The sequence below is a fragment of the Micromonospora sp. DT53 genome (assembly GCF_049841535.1).
Lineage (GTDB): Bacteria > Actinomycetota > Actinomycetes > Mycobacteriales > Micromonosporaceae > Micromonospora.
Genome location: NZ_JBNCKM010000018.1, coordinates 21,605 through 28,203, shown reverse-complemented (window position 1 = coordinate 28,203; position 6,599 = coordinate 21,605). Strand labels below are relative to the sequence as shown.

Sequence of the window (6,599 nt, the reverse complement as noted above, 5' to 3'; positions counted from 1 at the left end):
GGACCACCGGCCAGTCCGTGACCAGATCCCTGATCGCCTACGACCACTGAACCAACTTCGGACTTACTCGTCTAGGTCAATTGGACGCTGTGGAGCTGAACCGTTCACGGCATCAGCTCCACAGCCTCCGGGAGTGCCGGGTCGACCTCAGCCGTTCAGGCTCAGGGCGCGCAGCCGGGTGACCGCCTCGGTGAGCACCTCGGGGCGCTTGCAGAAGGCGAACCGGACCAGCCGCCGACCCGCGTCGGTGTCGTCGTAGAAGACCTGGGTGGGCACCGCCACCACGCCACAACGCTCCGGCAACGACCGGCAGAACTCCACCCCGTCCCGGCCGCCGAGGGCGGTGATGTCGGCGGTGACGAAGTACGTCCCCTCCGAGTCGAGCACCTCGAACCCGGCGTCGGTGAGGCCAACGACGAGCTGGTCGCGCCGCTGCTGGAGGCTGTCCCGGAAGCCTGTGTAGTAGGCGTCCGGCAGGGCCAGCGCCACGGCCACCGCCGGTTGCAGCGGCGCGGCGTTGACATAGGTAAGGAACTGCTTCACCCGGAGCACCGCCGAGACCAGCGCCGCCGGGCCGCTCGCCCAGCCGACCTTCCACCCGGTGCAGGAGAACGTCTTGCCGGCCGACGAGATGCGCAGCGTCCGCTCCCGCATCCCCGGCAGGCTGGCCAGCGGCACGTGCGGGCTCGATGCGTCGGTGAAGACCAGGTGTTCGTACACCTCGTCGGTGACCGCGTACGCGCCGAACTCCTGGCACAACTCGGCGACCTGCGCCAACTCGGCCGGGGTGAAGACCTTCCCGGTCGGATTGTGCGGTGAGTTCAGCAGCACCAGCCGGGTGCGCGGGCCGAACGCCGCACGCAACGCCGCCGGGTCGAAGGCGTACCGGCCGTCGGCCGTGGGACGCAATGTCACCAGCCGGCGGACCGCGCCGGCCAGTGCGATCGAGGCGGCGTACGAGTCGTAGTACGGCTCGAAGCAGACCACCTCGTCGCCCGGTTCGCAGAGGCCGAGGATGCTCGCCGCCACCGCCTCCGTCGCGCCCGCCGTGATCACGATCTCGCCGTCCGGGTCGTACGCCAGGTCGTGGAACCGCCGCTGATGGGCCGCGACGGCCGCCCGCAGGGCGGGGATCCCCGGACCGGGCGGGTACTGGTTCTGCCCGCCGCGCAGCGCCTCGGCGGCGGCGGCCAGCATCTCCGGTGGACCGTCGGTGTCGGGGAAGCCCTGCCCGAGGTTGACCGCGCCGGTGCGTACGGCGAGGGCGGACATCTCGGCGAAGATCGTCGTGCCGAACGGCCGCATCCGGGCCACCAGCGGGTCGACATCGGTACTCGTCCTCACCTGCGCCAGCCTACGGGTGGCCCCGGCGGAACCCCAGCCTCACTGGGGCGCGCAACTTGTCGCCCAGTATCCCCGAGTCTTGTTGACGACCGGCTTGCCCGCGCCGGTGACCGTGACGGTGCAGTCGAGTGGTCTCTGACCCTCGTCGTCGGTCCATCTGGCCTCCACCAGGACGCGGCTCTTGCCGTCGGTGCGGATGGTGGTGCGCCAGGGCAGTTTCTGGCCGTCGACGTGGATGAGGTCGCTCTCGGCGTCGAAGTACGCGAGGTCGACAGTGCCCGTTCCGGTGACCTCGTAGACCACGGTCACCGGGGCCGGTCCCGAGGTCGGTCGGGTGATCGGCTGCTTGCTGGGGGTGGGTGCCGCGGTGGTGGGCCGGGGGGTGGGCCGGTCCGGAATGAGCGGCCCGGAGCTCGGTGGGGTCCAGCCGTCGTCATCGGGGTAGCCCCACGGTTCCTCGGGGGCCGAGTCGGGGATGGTCCGGTCGAACCACAGTCCACCCACGCAGAGGCAACCACACACGAGGAGGACGAGTGCCACGACGACCGCGACGACGATCCCGACTACCCGCCCGCTGCTCGTGCCCGTTCTGCCGGGGACCTGCGGATACCCGGGGTAGGCGTAGGGCGGCGGATAACCGGGCGGCGGCCAGCCGGTGCCGGGCGGCGGCCAGCCAGCGACCGGCGGCTGCCCGTCGGGCGTGGGCCATCCCGCTGGCGGTGCCGATCCGCCAGGTGGCGGGCCCGAGGCGTCGGGCGACCACGGGGGCGTCTGAGAGTCGGGCGTCCACGGCGCTCCAGGCGGTTGTGGCGTCCACTCGGTGGCGGGCGGCGGCGGCGCCCACGGCGCGGCCGGCGGGGACGGTGACCACGGGGCCGGCGGTGCCCACGGCTGGGCCGGGGCCAGCGGGTCGGGGGCCGGAAACGAAGCCGACGAGGGCTGCGCCGTCGGATCCGACGGGGGTACGGAGGAGGCCGGGTCCGGTGCGGATGAGGGGGATGGATCGGGCGGGGGCGCGTCGGACATGGCTGCTCCGGGCGGGAGTGGGTATGGGACGAACGGGCCGTGGACGGGAGCGCCAAACCCGCCGAGAGACTGTCGTACCCGAAGGCGTGTCGCAACCCCGCCATCCAGGGTGGGGGTGCGAGCGGGCTTGTGACACCCGTCCCGTTGCTGCCCTCCAACCACCGATCGCTCAGATTCCGTGATTGATAACCCGACTTTCGAGCACCCATGATGAGCGAAACTGGGTTAGGCTGCGGGCCATGTGTGGAATCGTGGGATATGCGGGCGCGCGCCCCGCACTCGGCATCGTCCTCGACGGGCTGCGGCGGCTGGAATACCGCGGCTACGACTCGGCAGGCGTCGCTATCGTCTGCGCCGACCAGCTGCTGACCGAGAAGAAGGCCGGCAAGCTGGCCAACCTGGAGAAGGTGCTGTCCGAGCGGGCCGCCGACGACCCGACCTCCTGCGCGGCGAGCCCGATCGGCATCGGTGACGGCACCACAGGCATCGGGCACACCCGGTGGGCCACCCACGGCGGGCCGACCGACCGCAACGCCCACCCACACGTCGCCCCCGACGGGCGGGTCGCGGTGATCCACAACGGCATCATCGAGAACTTCGCCAAGCTCCGCGCCGAGCTGGAGGCCGACGGCGTCCAGTTCACCAGCGACACCGACACCGAGTGCGCCGCGCACCTGCTCGCCGCCGCGCTGGCCGACCTGCGCGCCGCCGGCCAACCGGACAGCCCGCAACTGCTCGCCGCCGGCATGCGCGTGGTCTGCCAGCGACTGGAGGGCGCGTTCACCCTGCTCGCGGTGGACGCCGCAGTGCCCGGTGCGGTGGTCGGCGCCCGACGCAACTCGCCGCTGGTCGTCGGCCGCGGCGATGGGGAAAACTACCTGGCCAGCGACGTGGCCGCGTTCATCGAGCACACCCGGGAAGCGGTCGAGCTGGGCCAGGACCAGATCGTGCTGATCACCGGTGAGAGCATCGAGATCACCGACTTCGAGGGCCAGCCCGCCGCCGGCAAGGACTTCCACATCGACTGGGACTCCTCGGCCGCCGAGAAGGGTGGCTACGACTGGTTCATGCTCAAGGAGATCGAGGAGCAGCCACAGGCCATCGCCGACACGCTGCTCGGCCGGCTCACCGAGACCGGTGAGATCGCCCTCGACGAGGTCCGCCTCAGCGACCAGGATCTGCGCGACGTCGACAAGATCTTCATCGTGGCCTGCGGCACCGCGTACCACGCCGGCATGGTCGCCAAGTACGCCATCGAGCACTGGACCCGGATCCCGTGCGAGGTGGAGTTGGCCAGCGAGTTCCGCTACCGCGACCCGGTGCTCGACAGGTCCACGCTGATCGTGGTCATCTCGCAGTCCGGCGAAACGATGGACACCCTGATGGCGCTGCGCCACGCCAAGGAGCAGAAGGCCCGGGTGCTGGCGATCTGCAACACCAACGGCTCGACCATCCCCCGCGAGTCCGACGCCGTGCTCTACACCCACGGTGGGCCGGAGATCGCCGTCGCCTCCACCAAGGCGTTCCTCACCCAGGTCGTCGCCTGCTACCTGATCGGCCTGCACCTGGCCCAGGTGCGCGGGATCAAGTTCGCCGACGAGGTCGGCGCGGTGGTCGCGCAGTTGCAGGAGATTCCCGGCAAGCTGCGGGAGCTGCTCGACCGGATCGAGCCCGTCCGCGAGCTGGCCCGGGAGCTGAAGTCCGAGCCGACCGTGCTGTTCATCGGCCGGCACGTCGGTTACCCGGTGGCCCTGGAGGGCGCGCTGAAGCTCAAGGAATTGGCGTACATGCACGCCGAGGGCTTCGCCGCCGGTGAGCTGAAGCACGGCCCGATCGCCCTGATCGACAAGGGCACCCCGGTGATCTGCGTGGTGCCCTCACCGGTGGGCCGGGGCATGCTGCACGACAAGGTCGTCTCCAACATCCAGGAGGTCCGGGCTCGTGGCGCGCGGACCATCGTCATCGCCGAGGAGGGTGACGAGGCCGTCGTCCGGTACGCCGACCACCTGATCTACGTGCCGCGTACGCCCACCCTGCTGGCCCCGCTCGTCACCACCGTGCCGTTGCAGGTGCTCGCCGCCGAGATCGCCGCCGCCCGGGGGCACGACGTGGACCAGCCCCGCAACCTGGCCAAGTCGGTCACCGTCGAGTAAGGCACACACCCCAACCCTCAGCGGCCCAGCACGACCCGGGCCATCCCGTCCAGCGCGGGATTGCCCGGGTCCCAGTAACCGGTGTGGCCGCCTCGCCCACTGCCGAAGACCCGACCGCCGAACCCGGGATCCGACGGGTCGTGCCCGAACCACAGCTCGTGCCCGGTCTGGCCGGGAAAGCCCAGCACTCCGGCCAACGGAACGGTACGCAGCAGGGCCCGTCGGCCCAGCTCCTCCGGTGGGCGGGCCGCCCGGATCACGTCGTCTGGCGCGCTGCTCGCCCAGACCTCCCCCGGTGGCACGCCCAGCTCGGCGGCGTGCGACGCGCCGACGCCTGGCGAGCCGACGAAGACCAGTGCGTCGGCGGCGAGCCCGTGCTCCCGGGCGGCCACCCCCACCACCAGCGACCCGTAGCTGTGCCCGAGCACGGTCTGCCGGGCCGCTGGCCCGTCGTGGCTGGCACGCAGCCCCTCCTGGAAGCGGTGCAACGCCGGGCCGGCATCGCGGGCCTGGCCCGCCGAGGCGGCCTCGTCGAGCAGATCCGGAGCGTCGTAGTCCAACCACAGCACCGCCGCGCTGCGCTCACCCGGGGCGAGCGCGGCGCACCGGTCCAGCACCCGGGCCGCCCTGCCCAACTCGCCGGCGGCGTCGTCCAGGCCGGCGGTCATCCCCGGCACGTAGGTCAGCACCCGGTCGGCGTGGTCCGGGTCGCCGAGCGCCACCACCGCCCGGCCCTCACCGGCCGGATCCAACCCGAGCAGGTACGCCCGCGGCGCCCCACCGGCCGTCAGCCGCTCGACAAGCGCGTCCAGGCCGGCCAACCGTCCGGCCACCCCGCGCAAACGGATCGACGCGAGCGGCCCCGGCGGCACCCGGGACAGCAGCCGTCGCCGCTCGGCCAGCAACTCCGCACGCCAGACGTCGAGCCGTAACCGGTTGGCCTGGTCGCGGGCGGCCACCGGCACCCCGTCCAACCGGCCGACCAGGGCCGGCTCACGCCCGATCAACCACCGTCGCTGCGCCGGAGTCAACCCGGACCACCAGGCGCTGACCAGCGCGGGCGCGGCACCGGGGGCCGGGCGGCCCGGCGGTGGCGGGGACGCCCAGCCGGCTCCGGCGGCCCTCGCCAGCTCGTCCAACCGGTCGGCCGCGGCCCGGTCCGCCGCCGCTGCCCCGTCGAGCGCGGCCCGCAGGGCCGCGGCCACCCCGGTCACCGCCATCCCCGCCGCTGCCACGCCGGCCCGGTCGGTGGGTCGAACCCGGGCGGGATCGACGCGCACCCCGCCCGAGCGGTCCACCAGCAGACCGGCCGCGTCCGCCTCGGCAACCGCCAGGCTGAGCCGCGCCTTCGCCACTGTCAGCCGACCGGCCAACTCGGCGAGCACCTGGTCGACCTCGATCAGCGCGGGTGCGATCGAGGCCAGCTCGTCACGAAGGCCGGCGAGCCGAGTGTCCGCCGCCGTGGCCGCCGCACCCGACCAACCGCCCCGCAACCGCCCGCCGGCCGCGCGCAGCCCGCCGACGCCCCGATCGAGTGGCCCGGTCACCGCCGCCCACGCCGCCCCGGCGGCCCGCCACCCGTCCGGATCGACAGCCCAGAGCTGTCGGTAGCCGACGCCGCTCACCGGGGCAGGACGGTGAACCGGTCGGCCGCCCGGTCGTCCACCGTGTCGTACGCCTCGGCCGCCGCCCGGACCCCGGTGGAGGTCGCCGCGACCAGAGCGCCCAGCCGGCAGAACCAGGCGTGCCCGGCCGCCTCCAACCCGGCCAGGGCCACGCCGGCTCGCCATTCGGGCGCTGCCACCACCAGCCCGGGCAGCCCCGCGAGGCCAGACGCCAACCGGCGCGCCTCGTCGTCGAGCAGGACGGCGACCGCTCGCAACTCCTCCGGCCGGACGGCGAACGGCTCGTCGGACATGACCACACCCCCATGGACGATCGGCATCGACGCGCTGACGTTAGGCGCGGACCGGAGGTCGGACGATGCCCTGTGGACAGCCGGCGTCGAGGCGTACCCCGGGGTGTCCACAGGCGTTGCCCAGCGCGAGCCCGACGGCTAATCTGCGGCCTCGACCG

General features: G+C 72.9%; 5 protein-coding genes. 1 reads left to right on the top strand and 4 read right to left on the bottom strand.

What is annotated here, in order from left to right:
- Positions 1–147 precede the first annotated feature (147 nt).
- Both ACLQ3B_RS33500 and ACLQ3B_RS33495 read right to left on the bottom strand, forming a co-directional pair.
- Positions 148–1,344 (bottom strand): pyridoxal phosphate-dependent aminotransferase, encoded by a 1,197-nt coding sequence (locus ACLQ3B_RS33500; RefSeq protein WP_425784672.1) that lies wholly within the window; start codon positions 1,342–1,344, stop codon positions 148–150.
- A 39-nt stretch (positions 1,345–1,383) separates the two neighbouring features.
- On the bottom strand, positions 1,384–1,848 hold the full coding sequence (locus tag ACLQ3B_RS33495; protein ID WP_425784671.1) for an MmpS family transport accessory protein: 465 nt from the start codon (positions 1,846–1,848) through the stop codon (positions 1,384–1,386).
- A 761-nt stretch (positions 1,849–2,609) separates the two neighbouring features.
- Here ACLQ3B_RS33495 and glmS point away from each other — a divergent pair.
- Positions 2,610–4,523 carry a glutamine--fructose-6-phosphate transaminase (isomerizing) gene (glmS, locus tag ACLQ3B_RS33490; RefSeq protein WP_425784670.1) on the top strand — a complete coding sequence of 638 codons (1,914 nt, stop codon included), beginning with the start codon at positions 2,610–2,612 and terminating at the stop codon, positions 4,521–4,523.
- A gap of 17 nt (positions 4,524–4,540) precedes the next feature.
- Here glmS and ACLQ3B_RS33485 read toward each other — a convergent pair whose 3' ends face one another.
- Both ACLQ3B_RS33485 and ACLQ3B_RS33480 read right to left on the bottom strand, forming a co-directional pair.
- Entirely contained in the window at positions 4,541–6,148 is a 1,608-nt protein-coding gene (locus ACLQ3B_RS33485; protein WP_425784669.1) for an alpha/beta hydrolase, read from the bottom strand.
- Positions 6,145–6,441 (bottom strand): hypothetical protein, encoded by a 297-nt coding sequence (locus tag ACLQ3B_RS33480; RefSeq protein WP_425784668.1) that lies wholly within the window; start codon positions 6,439–6,441, stop codon positions 6,145–6,147. Before ACLQ3B_RS33480 ends, ACLQ3B_RS33485 begins: the two co-directional genes overlap by 4 nt.
- Positions 6,442–6,599: the final 158 nt, after the last annotated feature.

Bases quoted from the DNA above. Each gene is read 5' to 3' on its own strand.
- glmS (WP_425784670.1), top strand. From the start codon at position 2,610: ATGTGTGGAATCGTGGGATATGCGGGCGCGCGCCCCGCACTCGGCATC.
- ACLQ3B_RS33480 (WP_425784668.1), bottom strand. From the start codon at position 6,441: ATGTCCGACGAGCCGTTCGCCGTCCGGCCGGAGGAGTTGCGAGCGGTC.